The 25,415-nt window shown below is 68.8% G+C and carries 19 protein-coding genes; 6 read left to right on the forward strand and 13 right to left on the reverse strand.

Features of this window, described 5'->3' with window-relative positions; genetic code table 11:
- The first annotated feature begins 19 nt into the window (after positions 1-19).
- Positions 20-1,720, forward strand: a complete 1,701-nt coding sequence (locus WDU99_RS04700) for a long-chain-fatty-acid--CoA ligase (RefSeq protein WP_337331280.1) — start codon at positions 20-22, stop codon at positions 1,718-1,720.
- 41 nt (positions 1,721-1,761) lie between these two features.
- Positions 1,762-3,630: a DEAD/DEAH box helicase gene (locus WDU99_RS04705; protein WP_420063983.1), complete on the forward strand. Its 1,869-nt coding sequence runs from the start codon at positions 1,762-1,764 to the stop codon at positions 3,628-3,630.
- 6 nt (positions 3,631-3,636) lie between these two features.
- Here the strand turns inward: WDU99_RS04705 and WDU99_RS04710 are convergent, their stop codons facing one another.
- From WDU99_RS04710 to WDU99_RS04725, 4 genes are read right to left on the reverse strand one after another with little or no spacing between them, the layout of a single operon-like run.
- Entirely contained in the window at positions 3,637-5,010 is a 1,374-nt protein-coding gene (locus tag WDU99_RS04710; RefSeq protein WP_337331281.1) for an FAD-dependent oxidoreductase, read from the reverse strand.
- Positions 5,011-5,020: 10 nt separating this feature from the next.
- Positions 5,021-7,336 carry an NAD-dependent DNA ligase LigA gene (ligA, locus tag WDU99_RS04715; RefSeq protein ID WP_337331282.1) on the reverse strand — a complete coding sequence of 772 codons (2,316 nt, stop codon included), beginning with the start codon at positions 7,334-7,336 and terminating at the stop codon, positions 5,021-5,023.
- A 58-nt stretch (positions 7,337-7,394) separates the two neighbouring features.
- Positions 7,395-8,492 carry a tRNA 2-thiouridine(34) synthase MnmA gene (mnmA, locus tag WDU99_RS04720; RefSeq protein ID WP_337331283.1) on the reverse strand — a complete coding sequence of 366 codons (1,098 nt, stop codon included), beginning with the start codon at positions 8,490-8,492 and terminating at the stop codon, positions 7,395-7,397.
- Positions 8,493-8,502: 10 nt separating this feature from the next.
- Positions 8,503-9,669: a cysteine desulfurase family protein gene (locus WDU99_RS04725; RefSeq protein ID WP_337331284.1), complete on the reverse strand. Its 1,167-nt coding sequence runs from the start codon at positions 9,667-9,669 to the stop codon at positions 8,503-8,505.
- A 91-nt stretch (positions 9,670-9,760) separates the two neighbouring features.
- Between WDU99_RS04725 and glgX the strand changes: the two genes are divergently transcribed.
- From glgX to glgB, 3 genes are read left to right on the forward strand one after another with little or no spacing between them, the layout of a single operon-like run.
- Complete coding sequence (gene glgX / locus WDU99_RS04730; RefSeq protein ID WP_337331285.1) at positions 9,761-11,830, forward strand: glycogen debranching protein GlgX; 2,070 nt, start codon at positions 9,761-9,763, stop codon at positions 11,828-11,830.
- Positions 11,831-11,882: 52 nt separating this feature from the next.
- Complete coding sequence (locus tag WDU99_RS04735; protein WP_337331286.1) at positions 11,883-13,955, forward strand: alpha-1,4-glucan--maltose-1-phosphate maltosyltransferase; 2,073 nt, start codon at positions 11,883-11,885, stop codon at positions 13,953-13,955.
- Positions 13,952-16,159 carry a 1,4-alpha-glucan branching protein GlgB gene (gene glgB / locus WDU99_RS04740; protein WP_337331287.1) on the forward strand — a complete coding sequence of 736 codons (2,208 nt, stop codon included), beginning with the start codon at positions 13,952-13,954 and terminating at the stop codon, positions 16,157-16,159. The genes WDU99_RS04735 and glgB overlap by 4 nt, the downstream gene beginning before the upstream one ends.
- A 48-nt stretch (positions 16,160-16,207) precedes the next feature.
- Here the strand turns inward: glgB and WDU99_RS04745 are convergent, their stop codons facing one another.
- Both WDU99_RS04745 and WDU99_RS04750 read right to left on the reverse strand, forming a co-directional pair.
- Positions 16,208-17,155, reverse strand: a complete 948-nt coding sequence (locus tag WDU99_RS04745; RefSeq protein ID WP_337331288.1) for a tetratricopeptide repeat protein — start codon at positions 17,153-17,155, stop codon at positions 16,208-16,210.
- Entirely contained in the window at positions 17,152-19,014 is a 1,863-nt protein-coding gene (locus tag WDU99_RS04750) for a DUF8094 domain-containing protein (RefSeq protein ID WP_337331289.1), read from the reverse strand. Before WDU99_RS04750 ends, WDU99_RS04745 begins: the two co-directional genes overlap by 4 nt.
- A 174-nt stretch (positions 19,015-19,188) precedes the next feature.
- On the opposite strand from WDU99_RS04750, the gene WDU99_RS04755 reads away from it, so the two are divergent.
- Positions 19,189-20,268: an AI-2E family transporter gene (locus WDU99_RS04755; protein ID WP_337331290.1), complete on the forward strand. Its 1,080-nt coding sequence runs from the start codon at positions 19,189-19,191 to the stop codon at positions 20,266-20,268.
- A gap of 24 nt (positions 20,269-20,292) precedes the next feature.
- Here the strand turns inward: WDU99_RS04755 and WDU99_RS04760 are convergent, their stop codons facing one another.
- The 7 genes from WDU99_RS04760 to tsf all read right to left on the reverse strand — a co-directional run bounded on the left by WDU99_RS04760 (position 20,293) and on the right by tsf (position 25,411).
- Positions 20,293-20,592 (reverse strand): hypothetical protein, encoded by a 300-nt coding sequence (locus WDU99_RS04760; protein ID WP_337331291.1) that lies wholly within the window; start codon positions 20,590-20,592, stop codon positions 20,293-20,295.
- 9 nt (positions 20,593-20,601) lie between these two features.
- Positions 20,602-21,276, reverse strand: a complete 675-nt coding sequence (locus WDU99_RS04765) for an aggregation-promoting factor C-terminal-like domain-containing protein (RefSeq protein WP_337331292.1) — start codon at positions 21,274-21,276, stop codon at positions 20,602-20,604.
- 38 nt (positions 21,277-21,314) lie between these two features.
- On the reverse strand, positions 21,315-21,905 hold the full coding sequence (locus WDU99_RS04770; RefSeq protein ID WP_337331293.1) for a DivIVA domain-containing protein: 591 nt from the start codon (positions 21,903-21,905) through the stop codon (positions 21,315-21,317).
- Entirely contained in the window at positions 21,905-22,900 is a 996-nt protein-coding gene (locus WDU99_RS04775) for a phosphatidate cytidylyltransferase (protein WP_420063986.1), read from the reverse strand. The genes WDU99_RS04770 and WDU99_RS04775 overlap by 1 nt, the downstream gene beginning before the upstream one ends.
- A 248-nt stretch (positions 22,901-23,148) precedes the next feature.
- Positions 23,149-23,703 (reverse strand): ribosome recycling factor, encoded by a 555-nt coding sequence (gene frr / locus WDU99_RS04780; RefSeq protein WP_337331295.1) that lies wholly within the window; start codon positions 23,701-23,703, stop codon positions 23,149-23,151.
- A gap of 71 nt (positions 23,704-23,774) precedes the next feature.
- Positions 23,775-24,491 (reverse strand): UMP kinase, encoded by a 717-nt coding sequence (gene pyrH, locus WDU99_RS04785; RefSeq protein ID WP_337331296.1) that lies wholly within the window; start codon positions 24,489-24,491, stop codon positions 23,775-23,777.
- 92 nt (positions 24,492-24,583) lie between these two features.
- Complete coding sequence (gene tsf, locus WDU99_RS04790; protein WP_337331297.1) at positions 24,584-25,411, reverse strand: translation elongation factor Ts; 828 nt, start codon at positions 25,409-25,411, stop codon at positions 24,584-24,586.
- Positions 25,412-25,415 lie beyond the last annotated feature (4 nt).

A 25,415-nucleotide genomic window follows, 5' to 3' on the forward strand; every position in this document is an offset into this window, starting at 1 on the left:
GTGCACGTAAGCTGAACCCGTGACGACATTCGTTCCCCCGCGCCCGTGGACCGCCAGCTACGCCGAGGGCGTGCCCGAGGACCTCTCGCCGGTCTCGGGCTCCCTCATCGACATCGTCGAGGCATCGGCACGCGATTATCCTGAGGCGCCGGCTCTGCAGTTCTTCGGTCGCGAGACCTCATACCGTGACATGCAGGATGCCATCGAGCGCGCCGCCACCGGACTGCGCGATCTCGGCGTCGGGCCGGGCGACCCCGTCGCGATCGTGCTGCCCAACTGCCCGCAGCACATCATCGCGTTCTACGCGGTGCTGCGTCTGGGGGCTGTCGTCGTCGAGCACAACCCGCTGTACACCGCACGAGAGCTGCGCAAGCAGTTCGAGGACCACGGCGCGAAGCACGCGATCGTGTGGAGCAAGGTCGTCGAGACTGTGCAGCAGTTCCCCGAGGACCTGAGGGTGACCAGCCTGATCTCAGTGGACGTCACCACGGCGATGCCGTTCTTCACCCGGCTGGCGCTGAAGCTGCCCGTCGCGAAGGCACGCGAGTCGCGGGATGCGCTCACCGCGAAGGTGCGCGGCGCGATCGAGTGGAACCGGCTCGTGGCATCCGATCCCCTCCCCGCGACGCACCCGCGTCCGCAGACCGACGACCTCGCGATCATCCAGTACACCTCGGGCACCACGGGCACCCCCAAGGGCGCGGCGCTCACGCACCGCAACCTGCTCGCCAACGCCGCCCAGGCGCAGGCCTGGGTGCCGTCGATCACGCGCGGCGACGGGTGCGTCGTCTACGCGGTGCTGCCGATGTTCCACGCGTACGGGCTCACCCTGTGCCTCACCTTCGCCATGTCAATGGGCGCGCGACTGGTGCTCTTCCCGAAGTTCGACCCCGACCTGGTGCTCGACGTCGCCAAGAAGCACCCGGCCACGTTCCTGCCGCTGGTGCCGCCGATCGCCGAGCGGCTGCTGACGGCCGCGAAGCAGAAGGGCGTATCGCTGGCCGGCACCGAGGTCGCGATCTCCGGTGCCATGGCGCTCCCCCACGAGCTTGTCGTGCCGTTCGAGGAGGCGACCGGCGGCTATCTCGTCGAGGGCTACGGACTCAGCGAGTGCTCTCCGGTGCTGATGGCGAACCCCGTCGCCGAGAACCGCGTGGCCGGAACCATCGGTCTGCCGCTGCCCGGCACCGAGTGCCGCGTCGTCGATCCCGAGAACCCGACGGTCGATGTTCCCACCGGGACGGCCGGCGAACTGATCGTGCGCGGTCCGCAGGTGTTCTCGGGTTACTACGGCAAGCCGGAGGCCACCGAGGCCGTGTTCGTGGACGGATGGTTCCGCACCGGCGACATCGTCACGATCGATGAGGCCGGCTTCGTGCGGATCGTCGACCGCATCAAGGAGCTGATCATCACCGGCGGCTTCAACGTCGCTCCCACCGAGGTGGAGGTCGCCCTGCGCCAGCATCCTGACGTCGTCGACGCGGCGGTCGTCGGTCTGCCGAGCGAACACTCCGGTGAAGAGGTCGTCGCCGCGGTCGTGATCGAGGTCGGCGTCGACCCCGATGTCGAGGCGATCCGGGAGTTCGCCCGCAGCATCCTCACCCCGTACAAGGTCCCCCGGCGCGTGTTCGTCGTCGACGAGCTGCCGAAGTCGCTGATCGGCAAGGTGCTGCGCCGACAGGTCAAGGAACGACTGCTCGAGCTGACCAGCGGCAGCTGATCCGCCAGCACTCTCACATTTCCAGGGACTATCGTTGGCAGGTGACTGCTGACGATACTGCTGCCGCTGAGCCTGCCCTCGACGCCCCCGCTGAGACCGCTCAGCCCACCGCCGAGGAGACCGCGAAGCCAGGCTTCGACGACCTCGGCATCACCGGACCTGTTCTCAAGGCCATCAAGGACCTCGGTTACGAGACGCCCTCGCCGATCCAGGCCGCGACCATCCCCCTGCTGCTGCAGGGACGTGACGTGCTCGGCACCGCCCAGACCGGCACCGGCAAGACCGCGGCGTTCGCGCTGCCCGTGCTCGAGAACCTCGACTTCAGCCAGAAGACCCCGCAGGCCCTGGTGCTCGCGCCGACCCGCGAGCTCGCACTGCAGGTGTGTGAGGCCTTCGAGTCCTACTCGTCGCGGATGAAGGACGTGCGGGTGCTGCCGGTCTACGGCGGTCAGGGCTACGGCGTGCAGCTCTCCGCGCTGCGTCGCGGCGTGCACATCGTCGTCGGCACGCCCGGTCGCATCATGGACCATCAAGCCAAGGGCACGCTCGACCTGTCGGAGCTGAAGTACCTCGTCCTCGACGAGGCCGACGAGATGCTGAAGATGGGCTTCGCCGAGGACGTCGAGCAGATCCTCGCGCAGACGCCGTCCGACAAGCAGGTGGCGCTGTTCTCGGCGACGATGCCCGCCGCGATCCGCCGTCTCGCGCAGCAGTACCTCAACGTGCCCGAAGAGGTCGCCATCAAGGCGAAGACCACCACTAACCAGAACATCACCCAGCGCTATCTGATCGTCTCGTACGCGCAGAAGGTGGATGCCCTGACGCGCATCCTCGAGGTCGAGAACTTCGACGGCATGATCGTGTTCGTGCGCACCAAGAACGAGACCGAGACGCTGGCCGAGAAGCTCCGCGCCCGAGGGTACTCCGCCGCCGCGATCAACGGCGACGTGCCGCAGGTGCAGCGCGAGCGGTCGGTGAACCAGCTCAAGGACGGCAAGCTCGACATCCTCGTGGCCACAGACGTCGCCGCCCGGGGGCTCGATGTCGAGCGCATCAGCCACGTGGTGAACTTCGACATCCCCACCGACACCGAGTCGTACGTGCACCGCATCGGACGCACGGGTCGCGCCGGCCGCAGCGGCGACGCGATCAGCTTCATCACCCCGCGCGAGCGCTATCTGCTCAAGCACATCGAGAAGGCGACGCGTCAGCAGCCGACGCAGATGCAGCTGCCCACCACGGAGGACGTCAACACCACGCGCCTCGCACGCTTCGACGACGCCATCACCGCCGCGCTGCAGGAGAGCACGCGCATCGAGGCCTTCCGCGACATCATCGCGCACTACGTGCGCAACAACGACGTGCCCGAGACCGACGTGGCCGCCGCACTCGCCGTGGTGGCTCAGGGCGATGCGCCGCTGCTGCTCGACCCCACCGACGACCCGCTGTCACGGGCGGTCGAGCGCGACAACCGTCCGCCGCGTGAGCGCCAGGACCGCGCGGACCGTGCCCCGCGCGAGCGGCGCGGTCGCGGCGACTACACGCCGTACCGGATCGAGGTGGGTCGCCGTCAGCGAGTCGAGCCCCGCCAGATCGTGGGAGCGCTGGCGAACGAGGGCGGCCTGGGTCGTGACGACTTCGGGGCGATCTCGATCAAGCCGGACTTCTCGATCGTCGAGTTGCCGGTGAACCTCGACCCGTCGGTGCTCGACAAGCTGCGTGACACCCGCATCTCGGGTCAGCTCATCGAGATCAAGCCCGACCGTGGCGTGCCGAACCGGCGCGGTCCTCGCGACGACGACCGTCGCGGCGGTTACTCGAAGGGTCCGCGCGACGGTGGTCACCAGCGCGACCGTGGCGGCTATCAGCGCGACGAGCGCCCGGCCCACAAGCCCCGTCACAAGGGCTGATCGCTGTCACAGCGGCCGCAGTGCTGCGAGCACCTCGTTGAGCGCCTCGGTGCTCGACGGGTGCGTCCAGATCCCGTCCCGCAGATCGCTCGCGGTGATGTCGTGGCGCATGGCGAGGGCGATCAGATTGATCACCTCCTGTGCGTCGATCGAGAACACGGTGGCGCCGAGGATCAGGTCGCTGTCGGCATCGATCAGCACCGTGATCAGACCGTGCGTCTCGCCCACGATCTTGGGACGCGGCATCGCCGCGATGTCAGCGACGGCCTTCGAGGTGACCAGCACCCGTCGGCCGAGGGCGCGCGCTTCGTGCTCGGAGATGCCGACCCGGGCGAGCGGCGGCGTGAGGAACACCGTGTACGGCACGGCGACGCGGTCGTCGGTCGAACGCGCGCCCTCACCGTCGAGCTGATCCAGCACGATGCGATTGTCGTCCAGCGAGATGAATGTGAACTGCGGGCCGCCGTTGACGTCTCCGACCGCGAAGATGTGCCGGGCTGAGGTGCGCAGCCGCTCATCGACACGCACGAATCCCCGTTCGTCCTGTGCGACACCGGCAGCGTCAAGATCGAGCTCGCCGGTGACCGCACGCCGTCCGATGGCGACGAGCACCGCATCTGCCTCGAACTCCCGGTTCTCCTCCCCCACGCGCGCCTCGACGATCGCCGACTCCGCACGGTCGCGGACGCCACGCACGTCCGCGTCGAGCACGATCTGCACTCCGGACTCCTCGAGCAGCGCGCGCACGGTGGCAGCCACCTCGCGGTCCTCACGCCGCATGAACTCCACGCCGTGGTCGAGCACGGTCACCTGCGACCCGAACTTGGCGAACATCTGCGCGAACTCCAGCCCCACATAGCCGCCGCCGATGACGACGAGTCGCTCGGGCAGCGGGTCGACGTGCTGGATGGTCGTCGAGTCATGGAGCCGTGCGCTCTCGATCGGAAACGCGGGCCGTGCCGGCTCGGTGCCGGTGTTGATGATGATGTGGTCGGCGCGGATCGCGAGCGTGTCCGTGCCGCCGGTCACCTCGACCTCGTGCGTCCCGATGAACCGTGCGCGACCGTCGATGAGTGTGACCGCATCGACCTCGGCGAGCATCGCCCTGTTGCGGGCGCGGAGCTTGTCGGTGAGTGAATCGCGCCCGGCGAGAGCACCGGCGAAGTACGTCTGCGGGTCGTCGTGCTCGCGGCGCGCCGACGCGCTGTGCACGAGGTCCTTCGTGGGAACGCAGGCGATGTTGATGCAGCTGCCCCCGTACATCGCCGTGGACTGCTCGACGAGTGCGACCGTCCGGCCTTTCCTGCCCATGGCTCCTGCGAGCGTCTTACCGCCCTTGCCCCAGCCGATGACCAGTACGTCAACCTCGAGGTCCGTCATGCGAGCATGTTCAGGCATCCAGCGCCTCCGGGCCCTCGGTCACGAGCAGGTGGAACTGGGCGGCGTCGAGGATGCGGATGCCCAGGTCCTCGGCCTTCGCCAGCTTCGATCCGGCGCCCGGGCCTGCGGCCACGAAGTCGGTCTTCTTCGAGACGCTGGAAGCCGCCTTGCCACCGGCGTTGATGATGGCCTCCTGTGCGCCCTCGCGGGTGTACCCGTCGAGGCTGCCGGTCGCGACGACGGTGAGTCCGTCGAGCACCCCGCCGGCTGCGGCCGCGGCGCCGGGTCCCGGATGTCCTGGTGTCGCCCACTGCACGCCGGCGGCGGTCCACTGCTCGATGATGTCGGTGTGCCAGTCGACGGCGAACCAATCCAGGAGCGAGTCGGCGATGATGCCGCCGACGCCCTCGACCGCGGCGAGCTCCTCGCGGGATGCTGCGCGGATGGCGTCCAGCGACCCGAACCACTGCGCCAGCGCTCGCGCGGCGACCGGTCCGACGTGACGGATGTTGAGCGACACGAGAAGGCGCCAGAGCTCCTTCGTCTTGGCCTTCTCGAGCTCGGCGAGGAGTTTGACCGCCTGTGAGGACGGCTGCGGCCCCTCGAGCCCCTGCTTCTTCTCTGCGGCGGTCGGGTTGCGGCGGAACGGCGCGCGGGTCTTGACCACGCCGTCGTCCTCCTTGGGCAGCCCGGTCTCGGAGTCGCGCACGATCACCGAGATCGGCACGAGCTGCTCGAGGCGCAGCGAGAACAGCCCGGCCTCGGTATCGAGAGGCGGCTGCGCCGGATGGCTCGGCTGTGTCAGCGCCGCGGCGGTCACCTCACCGAGTGCCTCGATGTCGAGCGCGCCACGGGAGCCGATGTGCTCGACGCGTCCCCGTACCTGTGCCGGGCACGACCGCGCATTCGGGCAGCGCAGATCGATATCGCCCTCCTTCATCGGCCGCAGCGGGGTGTCGCACTCCGGGCACCGCTCGGGCATGACGAATTCGCGCTCGGTGCCGTCGCGCCGCTCGACCACCGGGCCGAGCACCTCGGGGATCACATCGCCGGCCTTGCGCAGCACGACCGTGTCGCCGATGAGCACGCCCTTGGCCTTGACGACGTCTCTGTTGTGCAGCGTCGCCTGACGCACGACCGAGCCCGCCACGTGCGCCGGAGCCATCACGGCGAACGGCGTCGCGCGCCCTGTGCGGCCCACCGACACCACGATGTCGAGCAGGGTCGTCTGCACCTCCTCGGGCGGGTACTTGTACGCGATCGCCCAGCGGGGTGCACGACTGGTGATGCCCAGCTCGTCGTGCAGCGCAAGTTCGTCGACCTTCACGACGATGCCATCGAGCTCGTGCTCGACGTCGTGACGGTGCTCGCCGAAGTGCGCCACGAAATCGGCGACCTCTTCGATGCTCTGACACACCCGTGTGTGCGGGCTCGTCGGCAGGCCCCACCCGGCGAGCAGGTTGTACACCTCGCTCTGCGCGGCCACCGGCGGATCAGGCCAGGCGCCGATGCCGTGCACATAGAGCGACAGCGATTCGACCCGCAGGAGCCCGGCTTCGAGTTCGAGCCCGCTCTTCTTGTCGATCTGCTGCCGCAGACCCCCGCTGGCGGCGTTGCGGGGATTCGCGAAGGCGGGGAAGCGTCGGGCCGCGGCCGTGCGGGCCTTCTCCTCGTCGAAGGCACGCTTGGCGCCGGCGCGCCCCTCCCAGCGCTCCCGTGCGTCGGCATAGGCCCTGTCGCGGAACGCCGCTTGCGCGGCGTTGAGCTTCTCGAACGCGGCCACGGGGATGAAGACCTCACCTCGAACCTCGACGATGTCGGGATGCCCTTCGCCGGTCAACCGCTCAGGGATGTCGGCCAGACGCAGAGCGTTCTCCGTGACGATCTCGCCGACTCGCCCGTCGCCACGCGTGGCGGCCGAGGTCAGAATGCCCTTCTCGTAGCGGAGGTTGATGGCCAGACCGTCGATCTTCAGCTCGGTCAGCCAGGCCACCTCGCGCCCTGCGGCTGCCGTCGTCTTGAGCTGCCAGTCGCGCAGCTCGTCGAGGGAGAAGACGTTGTCGAGACTCAGCATGCGCTCGGCGTGCTCGATGGTCGCCAGCCCGGTGGCCTCGGCGGACCCGACCATCTGAGTCGGCGAATCCTGCCCCTGCAGTTCGGGGTACAGCCGCTCGAGCTCTTCCAGACGCCGCATCCACCCGTCGTAGGTGGCGTCGTCGACCAGCGAGGTGTCGCGCCCGTAGTACGCGTCCTTCGCATCGAGGATGCGTGTGGTCAGCTCTTCGGCTTCGACGCGGGCGTCTTCCAGCGAGATGTTCTCCGGCACAGAACGAGTCTACGAGCGCCCGCCGACATCGAATGGCCGGGTTCGGCAGACAGGGACCTCAGGCGTCGACCGGCACCGCCGAGACGGTCGTGTCGATCGTGAACTGACCCAGCACCCGGGTGCTGATGTAGACCACCGCGCTCTGCCCTGGGGCGACGCCGTTCAGCGGCTCATCGGGCACCACGCGCACGCCGGCATCCGACACGAACGCGCGCGCGGGCACCGGATCGGCGTGCGCGCGGATCTGCACCTCGCAGGCGAACTCCGATGCCACCGGTGCCGCGCCCGCCCATGAGAACCGCTCCCCCGAGATCTCGGCGATCGCCAGCGCCTCCTTGGGTCCGACCACGACAGTGTTCGACACCGGACGCACCTCGAGCACGAACCGCGGCTTGCCGTCGGGGGCGGGAACGCCGAGGCGGAGTCCACGCCGCTGGCCGACCGTGAAGGCGTGCGCGCCCTCGTGCGAACCCACCACGTCGCCGGCGCGGTCGACCACGTCGCCCGTTGCGGTGCCGACCTTCTCAGCCAGCCAGCCGCGCGTGTCGCCGTCGGGGATGAAGCAGATGTCGTGGCTGTCGGGCTTCTGCGCCACCGTGATGCCGCGCTCGGCGGCCTCGGCGCGCACCAGCGCCTTCGACGGCGTGTCGCCCAGCGGGAAGTAGGTGTGCGCGATCTGCTCGGCGTCGAGCACGCCGAGCACGTACGACTGATCCTTCGCGGAGTCGGATGCCCGGTGCAGCTCGAGCCCGTCTGCGCCGTCGACGAGCGTCGCGTAGTGGCCCGTGCACACGGCGTCGAAGCCGAGTTCGATCGCCCGCTCCAGCAGCGCTGCGAACTTGATCTTCTCGTTGCAACGCAGGCACGGGTTGGGCGTGCGGCCCGCCTGATACTCCGAGATGAAGTCCTCGATGACGTCCTCGCGGAACCTCTCGGAGAAGTCCCACACGTAGAAGGGGATGCCGAGCAGATCGGCCGTGCGACGGGCATCCATCGCGTCCTCGATCGTGCAGCAGCCACGACTCCCGGTGCGCAGGGTGCCGCCGGCACGGGAGAGCGCGAGATGCACCCCGACGACGTCGTGTCCGGCGTCGACGGCGCGGGCCGCCGCCACCGCGGAGTCGACCCCACCGCTCATCGCCGCCAGAACTCGCATGTTCTCCAGTCTACGAGCGACTTGCTGGGGAGGCGCGGTGTACGACGTCGGCGATCGCCGCGATCACCGCGTCGACATCGGCATCGGTCGTGGTCCATCCGAGCGTGAACCGCAGCACGCTGCGCGCGTCGTTCTCGCTGCGGCCCATCGCCATGACGACATGGGAAGGCTCGGCGACGCCGGCCTGGCACGCTGAGCCGGTGGATGCTGCGATGCCGGCCATATCGAGCAGGAACAGCAGGCTCTCCCCCACCGCCCCGGGGAAGAGCAGGTGGGCATTGCCCGGCAGCCGGTCCAACGGATCACCGAGGAGCTCGGCGGTCGGGACGGCGGATCGGATGCCCGAGACGAGCCTGTCCCGCAGCATCCCGAGTCGTTCGGACTCGTGCTCGCGCTGCGCCTCGGCCACCTCGAGCGCGGTGGCGAACGCGGCCGCACCCGCGACATCCTGCGTCCCCGCGCGCAGACCGCGCTGCTGCGCACCGCCGTGCAGCAGCGGCGCCAACCGGGCGCTGCGCGCGACGATGAGCGCGCCGGTGCCCACCGGCGCGCCGAGCTTGTGCCCGGCCACGCTCAGCGTCACCAGGCCCGCCCCCGCCGGTGCATCACCCCGCAGAGAGCGGAACGACAGCGGAAGGTGCCCCCACGCGGCCACGGAGTCCAGGTGCAGCGGCACCTCCGCTGCCGCGGCCGCCGCAGTGAGGGCCGCCGCATCGTTGATCGTGCCGACCTCGTTGCTCGCCACCAGCGCCGTCGCCAGGGCTGCACCGGGAAGCGCCTCCGCGAAGTCGCCGACACGGATCCGCGCGAGACCGTCCACCGGCACATGGCGCACGACGGCCCCCGCCGAGCCCAGCGCGGTGACGGTGTCCATGGTGGCGTGATGCTCGGCATCGGGCAGCACGATGGCATCCGATCCCTCCCGGCGGGAGGCCCACAGGCCGTGCAGCGCGGTGTTCACCGACTCGGTGCCCCCCGAGGTGAACACCACCTCGATCGGCTCGCAGCCGAGCACGGCGGCGGCGCGCTCGCGCGACTCCTCGAGCAGGCGACGGGCATCCTGACCGGCACCGTGCGTCGACGACGCGTTGCCGACCACCTCGGTGGCCGCCAGCCACGCATCGCGCGCCTCCGTGCGCAGCGGCGCGGTCGCCGCGTGGTCGAGGTAGAAGCGCATGCATCCATCCTCCCACCACCACACGGCACGAGACCCGGGTTCACTCACGGTGATACGCGGATTCACACCCGGGGCATTTAGGCTGTTCCTCATGCCCGCGCCGACCACGCACCCCCTCGGGGGCTCCGCTCTCGACGACCTCGGTATCCGCCTGCACGACGGGGTCGGGACGCTGCGGGTCTGGTCGCAGAACGCCGCCTCCGTCGAGCTGGTCATCTTCGACGAGGACGACCTCGACTGGGAGACCGCGACCCTGCCGCTTGCGCGTCGCGCGGGGGGCGTCTGGGAGGTCACCACCGAGCTGCTGCAGCCCGGCATCCGCTACGCGCTGCGCGTGGACGGCCCGCACGGCCCTGGCAACACGTTCAACCCCGAGACGCTGCTGCTCGATCCGTACGCGCGCGGCCTCGCGCAGGGCGACGGCTACGAGGAATGGCGCTCGGTCGTCATCGTCGACGGCTTCGATTGGGACGGCGTCGTCAAGCCCCGCATCCCCCTCGACGAGACCGTCATCTACGAAGGGCACATCAAGGGACTGACCAAGCGCCATCCCGACGTGCCCGCGGCGCTGCACGGCACCTACGCGGGTCTCGCGCACCCCGCCATGATCGACTATCTGCGCGCCCTCGGCGTGACCTCGGTCGAGCTGCTGCCGGTGCACGCGTTCGTGCCGGAGCCGCGCCTGCTCGAGCGGAGCCTGACCAACTACTGGGGGTACAACACCCTCAACTTCTTCACCCCGCACACCGCCTACGCGACCGAAGCCGCGCGCAACGCCGGACCCGAGGCCGTGCTCGCCGAGTTCAAGGGCATGGTCAAGCTGCTGCACGAGGCGGGGCTCGAGGTCATCCTCGACGTCGTCTACAACCACACCAGCGAAGAAGGCATCGGCGGGCCGCGATCGAGTCTGCGCGGCATCGACAACGCCCACTACTACCGACAGCAGCCCGACGGCGCGTACATCGACACCACCGGGGTCGGCAACACCCTCAACACCGCCACCGACGCCGCGGCGCGGCTCGTGCTCGACTCGCTGCGCTACTGGTCGCACGAGATGCAGATCGACGGCTTCCGGTTCGACCTCGCCGCAGCCCTCGGCCGCACTGCCGGACACGAGTTCGATCCGCAGCATCCGCTACTGCTCGCGATCCGCGACGACCCCGCCCTGGAGGGCACGAAGATCATCGCCGAGCCCTGGGACGTCGGGATGGGGGGCTGGCAGACCGGGAACTTCCCCACCGGATGGAGCGAGTGGAACGACCGCTACCGCGATCGGGTGCGCAACTTCTGGCTCAGCGACATCGACTACGCGCGGCGCGCCACGGCGCCGGTCGGCATCGGCGGCTTCGCCAATCGTCTCGCGGGTTCGGCGAACACCTACAGCGAGGAGCGCGGCCCGCTGGCCAGCGTCAACTTCGTCACCGCCCACGACGGGTTCACCCTGCACGACCTCGTGTCGTACGACGTGAAGCACAATGAGGCGAACGGGGAGCACAACAGAGACGGCGCGGATGTGAACCGCTCGTTCAACCACGGGGTCGAGGGCGACACCGATCGCCCCGCCGTGCTGGCCGCCCGCCGCAAGGCGATGCGCAATCTGATGGGGACGCTGCTGCTGTCGGCTGGCATCCCGATGATCACCGCGGGCGACGAGTTCGGGCGCACGCAACGGGGCAACAACAACGCGTACTGCCACGATTCGGCCCTCACCTGGCTGAGCTGGGAGCACGAGCCCTGGCAGCGCGATCTGACCGCGCACGTGTCGCTGCTCACCCGCCTCCGCGCCGAGAACCCGGCGCTGCGCCCTTCGCGCTACGCCCGCCTCGGCGAGCACGTGCCGGAGGCGTCCGAGATGGACTGGTACGACCAGCACGGCCAGACCATGGCGGTCGAGCAGTGGAACGATCCCCGCAACCGCACCCTGCAGTACGTCGCCGCCAGCGTGCCCCATGACGGCGCGAGCAATCGTATCCTGCTCATCGTGCACGGCACCGAGACGCCGATCGATGTGCGACTGCCGGACAGCATCGAGAACGCCACCGGGTTCGTATCGCTCTGGTCCAGCGCCGACGAGTCGCCGGGCACCGACGCGCGCCGCTATCTGCCCGGCGAGGCGCTGCCGGTCGCGGGCACCTCGATGCGTCTTTTCCGGGTCGAGTGACGCGGCCGCGAGGTGGAGTGACTCCTCCCGCCGGTAGCGGTACATTCGGAGTGTGGCGGCACCGACGGCAGGGGAATCCGCGGGGCTGAGAAGCCCCGCTCTGATCCCCGCACGCCCGGCCGTCGTCAGCGACGCGGTCGGCGACACGCTGGTCGGCCGGATCCCGCTGTTCGACCCGACCCCGCGCGTTCCGCACGGCCACCCGGCGAAGGCTTTCGTCGGCGAGGCCGTCCCCTTCGATGTGGTCGCGTTCCGGGAGGGACATGACCGCATCGGCGTGCATCTGCGGCTGATCGACCCCGCCGGCCAAGAGACCCTGCACCGGCTCTCACCCCTGACCGACGGCACCGACCGCTGGCGCACGACGATCGCGATCGACAGGCAGGGCGACTGGAGCTTTCGCTTCGAGGCGTTCGCCGACGACTTCGCCACCTGGGCTCACGATGCCGGGGTCAAGGCTGTCGCCGGGGTGGACATCGCCGTCATGAGCGCACTCGGTCGCGGTCTGCTGACCGCTGCCGCGGCGCAGCGCGATCGCCCGGCGGCGGAGAGTCGGATGCTGAAAGCGGCCGCCAAGCGGCTGCGCGCAGCGGATGCCGATGAGCTGGCGGCGGTAGCGGCCGACCCGCTGCTGGTGGCGGCGCTGGGCGCCCGACCGATCGCATCCCTCGGCTCGACGACCGAGCAGCTGGCCCTGCGCGTCGAACGGCGACTGGCCGGCGTCGGGGCCTGGTACGAATTCTTCCCGCGATCCGAGGGAGCCGTGCGCCGCAAGGACGGAACCGTACAGAGCGGAACGCTGCGCACAGCGGCAAAGCGGCTGCCCGGGGTGGCCGGCATGGGTTTCGACGTGATCTACCTCGTCCCCATCCACCCCATCGGCACCACCAACCGCAAGGGGCGGAACAACACGCTCACCGCGGAGCCCGGCGACCCCGGATCGCCCTACGCGATCGGTTCGCCCGACGGCGGACACGACGCCATACACCCCGACCTCGGCACCGAGAAGGACTTCCGCGCCTTCGTGCGCGCCGCGCGGAAGGAGGGGCTGGAAGTGGCGCTCGACCTCGCGCTGCAGGCCTCGCCCGACCACCCCTGGGTCACCGATCACCCCGAATGGTTCACCACGCTGCCCGACGGCACCATCGCCTACGCGGAGAACCCGCCGAAGAAGTACCAGGACATCTATCCCCTGAACTTCGACAACGACCCGGCGGGGATCTACGCCGAGATGCTGCGCGTGGTCATGCACTGGGTCGACCTCGGCGTGAAGCTGTTCCGGGTGGACAATCCGCACACGAAGCCGCTGCGCTTCTGGGAGTGGCTGATCGCCGAGGTGAACAGGCGTGATCCCGACGTCATCTTCCTCGCCGAGGCGTTCACCCGCCCGGCTGTGATGCGCGCACTCGCCGCCGTGGGTTTCCAGCAGAGCTACTCGTACTTCACGTGGCGCAACACCAAGGCCGAGCTCGAGGAGTTCCTCACCTCGGTCGCGCACGACACCAGCGACTACATGCGGCCCAACCTGTTCGTGAACACGCACGACATCCTCACGGAGTACCTGCAGTTCGGTGGCAGGGCGGCCTACCGCGTCCGCGCCTGCATCGCGGCGACCGCGGCCCCGGTGTGGGGGGTGTACGCGGGCTACGAGCTGATCGAGAACGTCGCCCGACCCGGCTCCGAGGAGAACATCGACAACGAGAAGTACGAGTACAAGTTGCGCGACTGGGCCGGAGCCGAGGAGAGCGGCGAGTCGCTGGCGCCGCTGCTGCGCCGGCTGAACGCCATCCGCGATGCGCATCCGGCGCTGGGGCAGCTTCGCAACCTGTCCGTGCACTGGAGCGATGACGACGCGGTGCTGGTCTACTCGAAACATCTTGACGCCGCGTTCACCGGCACCGGACGGGCCGACACGCTGATCGTCGTCGCGAACGTCGACCCGCATTCGGTGCGGGAGACCACGGTGCACCTCGACACCCGCATCTGGGGGGTCGCCCCTGGCGACGAGTTCGAGGTCGAGGACCTGCTCACCGGAGCGACGTGGACCTGGCGTGACCACAACTATGTGCGACTCGACGCGTTCGCCGAGCCCGTGCACATCCTGAGGGTGAAGGAGCGATCATGAGCCGTACTGATGATGTCTCGGTTTCCGACGAGTGGCGCAGCGCCGCAGGCGGCGCGCACCACAACCCGCATATGCTGTTGGGCGCTCATCCGACCACGGATGCCGTCGGTCGGACCACCACCGTGATCCGCACGCGACGACCGCTGGCCGAGTCGGTCAAGGCGGTCTTCGTCGACGGCGATCGTCTGGATCTCACGCATGTGGCTCACGGCATCTGGGAGGGCACGCACGCCGGGCCTCCGGTGCCCTATCAGCTCGCCACCGTGTACGCCGGACACGACGAGACGCTCGCCGGCGACCCCTACCGGCATCTGCCGGCCATCGGCGACCTCGACCTGCATCTGATCGGCGAGGGCAGGCACGAACGACTCTGGGAAGTGCTCGGCGCGCACCCGCGCGTCTTCGACGGAGACGTCGGCGTGGAGTTCGCGGTGTGGGCGCCGAACGCGCAGGCCGTGCGCGTCTGCGGCGACTGGAATGACTGGAACGGTGCCGGTCATGCCATGCGCTCGATGGGCGCGAGCGGCGTCTGGGAGCTGTTCATCCCCGACGTCGCGGTCGGCAGCAGGTACAAGTACGAGTTGCTCACCCCCGATGACCGGTGGGTGCTCAAGGCCGATCCGATGGCCCAGCAGGCCGAGATCCCGCCGGCCACGGCCTCGGTGGTCGCCCGCAGCACATATCAATGGGGAGATCATGCCTGGCTCACCCGCCGCGCCGCGACGCACGCCGTCGCGCAGCCGCTGTCGGTGTACGAGGTGCATCTGGGCTCGTGGCGCGGAGGACTCGGCTACCGCGACGCCGCGGGGCCGCTGATCGAGCATGTCAAGGCCACAGGCTTCACGCACGTGGAGTTCCTGCCCCTCGCCGAGCACCCCTTTGGAGGGTCGTGGGGATACCAGGTCACCGGCTACTACGCGGCGACCAGCCGCTACGGCACCCCCGACGACCTGCGGTACCTGATCGACCAGCTGCATCAGGCCGGGATCGGCGTGATCATGGACTGGGTCCCGGGGCACTTCCCCAAGGACGGTTTCGCTCTCGCGCGTTTCGACGGGCGGCATCTCTACGAGCACCCCGACCCCCGGCGCGGCGAGCACCAGGACTGGGGCACGCTGATCTTCGACTACGGACGCAACGAAGTGCGCAACTTCCTCGTCGCCAACGCCCTGTTCTGGCTGAGCGAGTTCCACGTCGACGGGCTGCGGGTCGACGCGGTCGCGTCGATGCTGTACCTCGACTACTCGCGCAGCGACGGCGAGTGGGAGCCGAACGTCCACGGCGGGCGCGAGAACCTCGAGGCGATCCGCTTCCTGCAGGAGGTCAACGCCACGGCGTACCGCCTGCACAAGGGCGTCGTCATGATCGCCGAGGAGTCGACGGCCTTCCCCGGAGTCACCGCTCCGACCGACCACGCCGGCCTCGGGTTCGGGTTCAAGTGGAACATGGGGTGGATGAACGATTCGCTGCAGTACATGCAGCGCGATCCCGTGCACCGCTCGCACCACGAGGGTGAGATCACGTTCTCGTTCGTGTACGCCTTCGGCGAGAACTACATGCTGCCGATCAGTCACGACGAAGTCGTGCACGGAAAGGGCAGCCTCGTCTCGCGGATGCCCGGCGACCACGGCCACAAGCTCGCCAACATCCGCGCCTACCTGGGCCACATGTGGGGTCATCCGGGCAAGAAGCTGCTGTTCATGGGGCAGGAGTTCGGGCAGATCGCCGAGTGGTCGGTCGATCGCGAGTTGGACTGGTGGCTGCTCGATCAGCCATCGCACGCGCAGCTGCAGCGGTTCGTCGGTGCGCTGAACACGGTGTACCGCGCACAATCGCCGCTGTGGGAGCGCGACAACGACAGCACGTCCTTCTCGCGCCTCGGCGCGCCGACCTGGGACCCGAGCGTGATCGCGTTCGAGCGGCGTGACGCCCACGGAGGACGCCTGGTCGTCGTCACGAACTTCGCCGGCGCGACGCGCACCGGGTATCGGCTCGCACTGCCCGTCGAGGGGGCATGGCAGGAGGTGCTGAACACCGATGCCGCGGAGTACGGCGGCAGTGACACCGGCAACCTCGGCATGATCGCCGCCCACCGGGACGCCGACGACTCACCGGCGATCGCGTCCGTCACGCTGCCGGCGCTGTCAACCCTGTGGTTCCGCCATCAGTCGGATCCGCACCTGCCGACGCCCAGCCAGTGGTGACCTGCGGCGCGCCGCGAACACCCGCGCGCCATCAGCGCGGCGCGGTGCTCAGAAGAGCAGGGATGCCAGGCGCGTCCGCGCCGATGCAACCCGCGGATCGGCGGAACCGACCAGGTCGAACAGCTCGACGAGCCGCTCACGCACTCGGGGGCGCTCGTCAGGTTCGACCTCGGTGAACAGGTCGAGCAGCCGACCGAACGCATCGTCGACGTGCCCGCCCGCGACGTCGAGGTCGGCGACCTGGAACTGCACATCGATGTCGTGCGGCGCCGCGGCCGCGGCCGTCCGCACCTGCTGCAGGTCGAGCCCCTGCACCCGGTCGAGCAGACGCACCTGCCCGAGGCCCGCCTTCGCGTCCTCGTCACGAGGGTTCTCGGCCAGCGCCTTCTCGTATGCGGTGACCGCACGCGCGTAGTCGCCCGCCTCGATCGCCTCGAAGGCCTCGGCGTGCAGCGGCGGCAGTGGCGCCTCCTCCGGCTCGTCGGCGCCCTGGCCCTCGGGCTCGGCGCCATCGGTGGGGACGCTGCCGGTGACGCCGTTCTGTGCTGCGACCTCAAGGAGCCGGGCGAAGACCTCGCGCACCTGCTCTTCGGGCACGGCGCCGGTGAACATCGGCACCGGCTGTCCGCCGATGAGGGCGACGACCATGGGGATCGACTGCGCGCGGAACGCCTGGGCGATCTGAGGGTTGGCGTCGACATCGACCTTCGCCAGCACGACGCGACCGTTCTGCTCGCGAGTGACCTTCTCGATGATCGGGCTCAGCTGCTTGCACGGTCCGCACCATTCGGCCCAGAGATCGACGACGACCGGCACGCTGCGGGAGAGCTCGAGGATCTCGCCGAAGGAGGCGTCGGTCACATCCACGACGACTCCGCCCGCAGGCGCTCCCGCTGCTGCGGCACCGGCGGGCGCCGGCGCGTGCTGCGAGTCACGACCGCGGAGGGACGAGAGGTCGACGGCACCGCGAAGTGCCGTGGGGGAGATTTCAGTCACTTGATCACCTTCACACTGAGGAGGTCCTGGTGGTACGCGAGCAGACGGATCTGCTCGTTCGAACCCTGTGCCGGAACAGCGAAGAACAACTGGATCGAGTAGGTCGTCTGGAAGCCCTTGGCCGATTCCTTGGCGCCGGTGAGCACCTTGGCCTCTTCATTGTCGCCGATCCTGATCACGGCGTCCTTGCTGGTTGGCGTGATCGTCTCGGAGTCGAGCACGCTGACCGCGACGACAGCTCCGCTGTCAAGGGTCGCCATGGCCAGCGGATCCGCATCGGCCGCGGTCATGTCGAACGCGGCCTTCGACGTCTTGTCGGCGTTCTTGTCCTTCAGTCCCTGCACCACCGCCGCGCGGCTGTCACGCACCGTCTGAGCGAGCTGCTGCGCCATCTCATCGAAGCTGCCGGCGTACTCGCTCTTGTCGCCCGCATCGACGAAGTCCGCGAAGGCTGCGGCGAGCTCCGCCGGCGGCAGCGAAAGGAACGGCGACTCCGTGGGCACGCGCGTGGCGCCGAGCCACGCCGGAGCCACGTCGGGGAACTCCGACGACGCCGGCATGTCCGCCATCTCGGCGATTTTGTAGTCGGCCCACGGGTCGGCCTGCGTCATGGTGAGCAGGACCGGCGGCACCGTGTCATCGTTCTCGGACACGGTGAGCACCATGACGGTGCGCGGCCAGCTGTCGGTGGCTTCGGGCAGCAGCACCTTGACCTTGTCGCGCGGAGCGGTCAGCGCGCCCTCGCGCTCGGCGATCTTGCTGCGCAGGGTGTACTCGGTGCGGCGGCCCTCCAGGGCTGCGCCGGTGAGTCGGGTCGCCGCGAGATCGATGTCGAGGTCGGTGTCGGCCTGTGCGACCGTCTCGGCGATCTCGGAGACGATGCGCTGCCCCTGCTTCTGGGTCACCACCGGCGGCTTCTGGTCCTCGGGAGCGACCACGGTCGGCGTCGGGGTAGGCGATGGCGTGTCGCCGCCGAACTGCGGCCACGACTCGGCCGAGCAACCGGTGGCGAGCACCGCCGTCAGTGCCAGAGCGGGAAGTCCGACGGCGAGGCGGCGCGCGCCGGTGCTGCGCTGCGCGCGCCCGGGCTCCGCGCCGGACTCCGGCCCGCCGTCGGTCCCGCGGCGGCCCTGAGCGTCGGATGCCGGCATACCACCGTCAATCGCCTCGGCGGCATGCACCTCGTCGATCCCGATCGGCTGGGTCTCGGGAAGCGGTCCGGTGCCCTTGCGCCGAGGTCCGCGCCCTCGGCGCTGATGACGGATCGCCAGCACATACAGGACCAGTCCGACCAGCAGCAGCAGGCCGCCGGCGGCCATGAGCGGGCCGGCGAACGGGGTGCGGGTGTCGAGCGGCCACGAGATCAGGATGTCAGTGGGTGCCGGCTGCACGCCATCGCGTGCGATGAGCACGCTGAGCCCTTCAGTGAGCTCGAGGCCCGCGACAAGCGAGTCCGTCTCGCTGAACGAGTCCAGCCAGAGATCGGAGCCGGCCGGGTTGCGTCCCGCGGTCTCGCCGCCCTCGGCAGGCGCCTGCTGCGCGTCGACGGCGGTCGACTTGGGCTCCGCCTCGTCAGTCAGCGTCACGTGGGTGTACTCCGCGTCGGCGAGCCACGCCTCCATGTCTGCAGTTCTGCCGTAGGCGACGAAGATGTCGCCATCGCCCCGCACGAGCAGGGTCTGCAGCCCGTCGTGGGCGGCCAGAACATCGGCGTCGACGAGCACGAAGGGTGCCGACTCGTCGATGCTCAGCTCCATCCGCTGCTCGGACGGTCCCATGAAGATGGTGCGCTGGGCGATCCCGGCTCCGATCAGAACCGTGGCCAGCACGAAGGCCACGACGGCCCATACGAAACGCACGAATCAGCTCCTTACGCGCCCTCGGGCCCTCCCCGACGGTCTCCGCTCGACATTCGACACTAGCGAAACCACCTGTGCGTTGACCACGAGCGACATGCACGGCGCCTTTGCGGCAGTTCGCACGAAGCTGGGAACGCGAGCCATTAGGCTCTTCTGAGGTCGATCAGGAGAGCAATGAAGATCCACAATCCGTTCCGCACTGCGCTGGTGGCGACGCTCGGGGTGGGCCTCGGCATCCTGATGATCACGAGCATACAGACGCTGTCGACCGTGATCCTGTACATCGGCACCGCCCTGTTCCTGAGTCTCGGTCTCGACCCCGTGGTCACGATGCTTGAGCGTCGCGGGCTTCCCCGCTGGGCCGCGGTGCTGATCACCATCCTGGCCGTGCTCAGCATCTTCGCGGCGGTCGTGCTGATCGTGCTGCCCGTGCTGATCGAGCAGATCTCCGAACTGGTCGATCAGATCACCCCGCTCGTGCAGAACGGCGAGCAGACGATCGAGTCGCTCAAGGGGTGGATGACCGAGACCTTCCCCAACCTCGCCGTCGACGACGTGTTCGCGTATGTCACGGATTGGATGGCGAAGGAGGACTGGCAGAACAACGTCGCCGGGTGGACCGAGACGATCGGACAGGGCGTGCTGGTCATCGGCGGTGCCGTACTGGCAGGTCTGTTCGGCGCGTTCATCGTGCTCGTGCTGACGATCTACCTCACCGCCTCGACGCCGTCTCTCAAGCGCTCCGCGTACCAGCTGGTGCCGGCGTCGAAGCGCGAGCGCTTCATCGACATCGCCGATCAGATCACCGACTCCGTCGGCCACTACGTGATGGGCCAGGTCTCACTCGGGGTCATCAACGGCATCCTCAGTGCGATCTTCCTGTCGATCATCAACGCGCCGTTCACGGCGGTGCTCGCGGTCATCGCGTTCTTCTTCTCGCTGATCCCGCTGGTCGGCACGCTCACCGGATCGACGATCATCGTGCTCGCGTGTCTTCTGCCGGGAGTCGGCTCCCCCGCCACGGCACTCGCCGCCGCGATCTACTACCTGATCTACATGCAGGTCGAGGCGTACTTCCTCGCTCCGCGCATCATGAGTCGTGCCGTCTCGGTGCCCGGCGCCGTCGTCGTGATCGCAGCCCTCTCCGGCGGTGCACTGCTCGGTCTGCTCGGCGCCCTCATCGCGATCCCGGTCGCCGCCAGCATCCTCATCATCTATCGTCAGGTGCTGATCCCGCGGATGGACCAGCGCTAGCCGACATCCCGCTCCTCCGCACGATCAGGCGATGCGCCAGCAGTGCGAGTGCCAGTGACGCCGGGCCGCCAGATCGGCGGACTCCCCCAGCACGCCGTCGGCGCGCCACACCACGACATGAGCGGTCTGTGGCGCGATCGTGCGGTGGCACCCCGGACAGGTGTACTCCTTCACCGCCTGCACCGTCGACACGGGCTGAACGGTCCATTCTCGACCGCCCCTGGTCTCGCTGCGCTTCCACCCCGCGAGCAGCCTCTGGAAGGAGTCCTCGCCGCCGGAGCGGTCAGGCTCCCGTCTGCGTGATCGTGATCGTGATCGTGCCATGCCGGTGGTCTACCACCAGTGGTTGCGCGTCCAGAAGTCGTACGCGCTCGCCCAGCTGCCGTAACGGCCCACGGCATAGCCGTTGCCCCAGCGCAGGTTGTCGACGGGGTTGTAGCCGTTGCCGGGAACCTTGCTGCAGGGCAGAGCCTGCACGAGACCGCACGCTCCGGACGACGAGTTCGTCGCGTTCGGGTTCCAGCCGCTCTCCCGCGAGACGATGTAGTCGACGTAGCCCCAGTCGCTCTGCGCGATGCCGGCGGCCGACATCCAGTCCTCCTTGGAGCCACCGCCCGAGTACCGTGGCGGCGGAGCGCTGCCGCCACCGCTGCCACCCGAATCGGAGTCGGACGAGGCCACGACCGGCTTCGGCTTGGGCTTGGGCTTCGGCTTGACGTATACGTCGAAGCCGCTGCGCACGATGGGCTCGATCTTGGAGCCCTCGACGCTCACCGTGATGCTCTGAGTCTCACCGGCAGCCAGCGAGAATGCCGTCTGGGTGTCTTCCGTCACCGCGGGATCAGCCATCGCCATCCCGGTCGGGGCGATCATCGCCGCGGAGAAGCCGATCACCGCGAGTCCGGCGAGCACGGCGCTGCCGCGTCGGCGCGTCGACGTGCGCTTCTGCGGCCGCGGTGCCGACGGGCGCGTCGAGATCAGTTCGTTATCGGGAGTCACGATGGGCATCAGTCTATGCACAGCTGTCTGAGACATTCATGAGAATATCAGCGAACAGCGAGCATCACCTCGACGGTCGCATCCAGCAGGGCATCCACCTGCTCTTCGCGGTAGCCACCGCGCTGCATCCGGAACGCGGCTCCGCGCACCTGCTCCACCGTCAGCGCCTCTCCTTCACGGAGATAGGCCGAGATGCGATCGGCGACGTGGTCGACCTCGTCGAGACGATAGCCGAAGGTGAGGATGCCCGTGCGGGCGAAGCGGTGCCGAGCTGGGCGGGTCAGGTGATCGAGCACCCGCTGCGCCTCCTCGCGCGCCTGCGCCACCCAGGCGTCGACGCCCAGCGTGCGCACCGCCCGCTCCCGTGATCTCGATGCGAAGGCATCCTCCACGCGCGACAGCGCGGCGTCGACATCCGAGACGACATAGCCGTGCTTGACGAGAGGGAATGACGCGAAGCGCACGTCCTCTGCGCCGAAGTCGCCGCGGTCATCCTCGAACGCCGCACGGGCGGACTCGAGGAACGCGTCGACGGCGGCGCGGTGGTAGCCGCGGCGGCGTCCGCTGGTCAGCGGGAACGCGGGCGGCGTCTGCTCATCGTCATCTGCGGTAAGCGCGTCGAGGTCACTGTCAGTCATCACGATCCGATCCAGGGGGCGAGCAGGAACGAGAGTGCGAGGGCAGGCACCGTCGAGGGCAGGATGCTGTCGAGCCGGTCGAGCAGTCCGCCGTGGCCCGGCAGCCATGAACTCATGTCCTTGATGCCGAGGTCGCGCTTGAGCATCGACTCGCCCAGATCACCGAGGGTCGCGGAGATGAGTACGGACGCGCCGAGGATGAGCCCTGCCCACCATGGCAGCTGCAGCAGGAAGACCGCCAGGAGCACCCCGACGATCAGCACACCGGCCACGGCGCCGCCGAAGCCCTCCCAGGTCTTCTTCGGGCTGATCCGCGGCGCCATCGGATGCTTGCCGAACGCGAGCCCCGCCGCATAGGCACAGGTGTCGGCGGCGACGGCGATCCCGATGAACGACAGCACCCACAACTCGCCGTTCTCGCGACTGAGCAGCATGAGCGCGACCGACGTGAGGAAGGGCACGTACACCTGCACGAAGGCACCGACGAGAACGTCGGCGAGGACGTCACCGTAGGTGCGACCGTCCTGCGCGATCATCTGCGCGACCATCCGCCACACGATGACGAACACCACGGCGGCGAACAGCACGACCCAGCTGAGCCAGAGGTCGGCGAAGTAGCCCACCAGCAGGATCGCCAGGCCGCCGATCATCTGCGGAACGATGTCGATGCGCCGACCTCCGCCACGGAGCGCACGGCAGAGCTCATAGGTGCCCAGCAGGCCGGCGGCGACGGCGAACGGGATGAACAGCGCCTTGACGAACAGCAGCGATGCCAACAGCACGGCGCCGATCGCGACGCCGATCAGGATCGCGACGATGAGGTCACGGCCGGTGCGCTGCTTGATCCGCTCATTCGCCTGATCGAACTGCTCACGTGCCTGCGATACCTGGGATTCCAGCTCATCGCGCGCAGCGCGCCACTGGTCGCGGATCGCACTGTGGTCGCCGGTGTCGGGCCTGCCAGGGTGCACCCCCGGCGCTGGCTCTGCGGGCATCGGCGGGCGCGGCGGGACGCTGGCCGCGTCGAACGACGGGAACGCTGCATCCGTGAGCGGCACCGCCGAAGCCGGCGTCGGACCCGTCACCGGAGTCGCATCCGTCGCCGGCGGGGACGGGATCACACCGCCGTCGGCATCCGCCGCACCCGCATCCGAGGCGGCGGATGCCCTGGCCTGCTCGGCCATGCGCGCCTCGCGCCGCGTGAGCGGGCGATCCCCGGATTCGCTGTCGTCAGACATTCGGTTCAGACCTCGAGAAGCTCGGCCTCTTTGCGCTTGAGCGCCTCGTCGATGGCGTCGACGTGCTGACGGGTCAGAGCGTCGAGCTCCTTCTCGCCACGCGCGATCTCGTCTTCGCCGACGTCGGCTTTCAGAGCGTCCAGCTGGTCCTTCGCCTTGCGGCGGATGCCGCGCAGCTGCACCTTCGCGTCCTCACCCTTCGAGCGCACCAGCTTGACGTACTCCTTGCGGCGCTCCTCGGTCAGCTCGGGCATCGTGACGCGGACGATGTTGCCGTCGTTCGTCGGGTTCGCGCCGAGGTTCGGCATGTCGCGGATCGCCTGCTCGATCGCCTTGAGCGCGCTCTTGTCGTACGGGGTGACGATCAGCGTGCGTGCCTCGGGGTTGGCCATCGACGCGAGCTGAGCGATCGGCGTAGGTGTGCCGTAGTACTCCACCATCAGCTTCTGGAAGAGCTGCGGGTTGGCCCTGCCGGTGCGGACCGTGGCGAAATCGTCCTTGGCGGCGTCGACAGCGCGCCCCATTCGTGCAGTGGTGTCAGTGAGGACGTCCGCGATCACGGTGTCTCCTTACGTCGAGGGTTTCAGCAATTCTATCCGGCGCGGTCGCTCCGGACGGGGAGCGACGGTGGTCAGGACGTCACGAGCGTACCGATCTGCTCGCCGAGCAGAGCGCGCGTGACGTTGCCGGCCGGTTCCATGCCGAACACGCGCATGTCCATGTTGTTGTCCATGCACAGGCTGAATGCCGTCGAATCGACCACCTTCAGTCCCCGCTGCAGCGCGTCGCGATAGGTGACGCGCTCGATGCGCTCGGCGTTGGCGTCCTTGTGCGGATCGGCGGTGTAGATCGCGTCGACGCCGTTCTTGGCGACGAGCACTTCGTCGGCGCCGATCTCCAGCGCACGCTGTGCGGCCACCGTGTCGGTCGAGAAGTACGGCAGGCCGGCGCCGGCACCGAAGATGACCACGCGCCCCTTCTCCATGTGACGTTCCGCGCGCAGCGGGATGTAGGGCTCGGCGACCTGGGTCATCGAGATCGCGGACTGCACGCGTGTCGCCGCACCCGCCTGCTCGAGGAAGTCCTGCAGGGCGAGGGCGTTCATCACGGTGCCGAGCATTCCCATGTAGTCGGCGCGTCCGCGATCCATGCCGCGCTGGCTCAGTTCCGCCCCGCGGAAGAAGTTGCCGCCCCCGACGACGATGGCGATCTCGACGCGATCCACCGCGGCTGCGATGTCGCGGGCGATCTGGCTGACCACATCGGGGTTGACGCCGAGCTGACCTGCGCCGAATGCCTCTCCGGAGAGCTTCAGGAGGACGCGACGGCGTCCGGTGTGTTCGGTCATGGGGAGTGTCCTCTCATCCCGTCTCAAGATAGTGCCTCGTGGGCATGAAGAAGGGGGTCCGGATCACACGGATCCGAACCCCCTCTGAGGTGTTACGCGCCGACCTTGAACCGGGCGAAGTCGGTGACGGCGATGCCGGCATCCTTCGTCACCTGGGCCACGGACTGCTTGTTGTCCTTCACGTAGTCCTGCTCGAGAAGCGCGACCTGCTTGAAGTAAGCGGTCACACGACCCTCGACGATCTTCGGCAGGGCGGCCTCGGGCTTGCCCTCGTTGCGCGAGATCTCGGTGACGATCTCGCGCTCCTTCTCGACGTCGGCTGCCGGGACGTCCTCACGGGTGAGGTACGACGGGTTCGCGAATGAGATGTGCTGCGCGATGCTGCGAGCGGTCTCGGCGTCGTCACCCGTGTAGGCGACGACGACGCCGATCTGCGGCGGCAGGTCCTTGCTGGTGCGGTGCAGGTACACCGAGAACGCGTCACCCTTGAGGGTGCGGACGCGACGCAGCTCGACCTTCTCGCCGATGATCGCAGCCTCGTCGGAGATCAGCTGCTCGACCGTGACGTCGCCTGCCGGAGCGGCCAGTGCGGCCTCCAGCGAGTCGGCGCCTGCGGCCGAGACGGCGTCGGCGACCTTGTCTGCCAGCGCGATGAAGCGCTCGTTCTTCGCGACGAAGTCGGTCTCGCAGGCGAGCTCGATCAGCGTCACGCCGCCGTCGATCTCACGCGCGGCGACCAGGCCCTCGCTGGTGGAGCGGTCAGCGCGCTTCGCGTTGCCCTTGGCACCCTTCAGGCGCAGGATCTCGGTGGCCTTCTCGACGTCTCCGCCAGCCTCCTCGAGCGCCTTCTTGGTGTCGACCATTCCGGTGCCGAGCTGCTCGCGCAGCGCCTTGATGTCGGCGATGGTGAAGTTGGCCATGTGT

The sequence above is a fragment of the Microbacterium bandirmense genome, assembly GCF_037204185.1.
GTDB classification, from domain to species: Bacteria; Actinomycetota; Actinomycetes; order Actinomycetales; family Microbacteriaceae; genus Microbacterium; species Microbacterium bandirmense.